This is a genomic window from Burkholderia sp. AW49-1 (assembly GCF_053427845.1).
The window spans coordinates 1-459 of record NZ_JBSAXF010000108.1 but is presented as its reverse complement, the minus strand read 5'-3'; the positions used below and the strand labels follow the sequence as shown (position 1 = coordinate 459).

At 54.0% G+C, this 459-nt stretch carries 1 protein-coding gene; it reads right to left on the bottom strand.

Annotated features, from left to right (window positions below):
* Positions 1-241: 241 nt before the first annotated feature.
* Positions 242-459 (bottom strand): TNT domain-containing protein (locus tag ACV22W_RS33615; RefSeq protein ID WP_448023841.1); only part of this gene is annotated, 218 nt, incomplete at its 5' end.

Sequence of the window (459 nt, the reverse complement as noted above, 5' to 3'; positions counted from 1 at the left end):
GAGCGGCCCTTCGTTCGTTCATTAAATGCGGAGCATTTTCCGAAGCCGTGCTAAGAAAGCAGAGCAGGCAAGCGCCTCAGTGTCGAACAACTCTTCTTCCGTACGACGTCCGCGCTCACTGTAATAAACACTCCAGCGCCCGTAGTTCTCAACAAGACAAAGTGCCTCGTCCTTGTCGCATCCAAGGCAATAGCTGTCTCGTGGTGCGTTTAGCGCAGCGAGTGCACTCTGTAACTCTTGACTATTCACCACACCCTCTCTTTAGGTGGCCCGATGCCACCAGATCCCCAACAGATTTCGGGAGCTTGTATTGCGTACCGAGTCCCAATTCACCGAACCACGGCGCAATCCTTCCCTCGGCCACGTTGTCAATCGGCTTGGCCACCTCATACACGTTGCAAGGCTCTTCATTCGATCCGAGCGGAAGCGTTCGTGCAATCGCCGTACCCGCAAAAAATT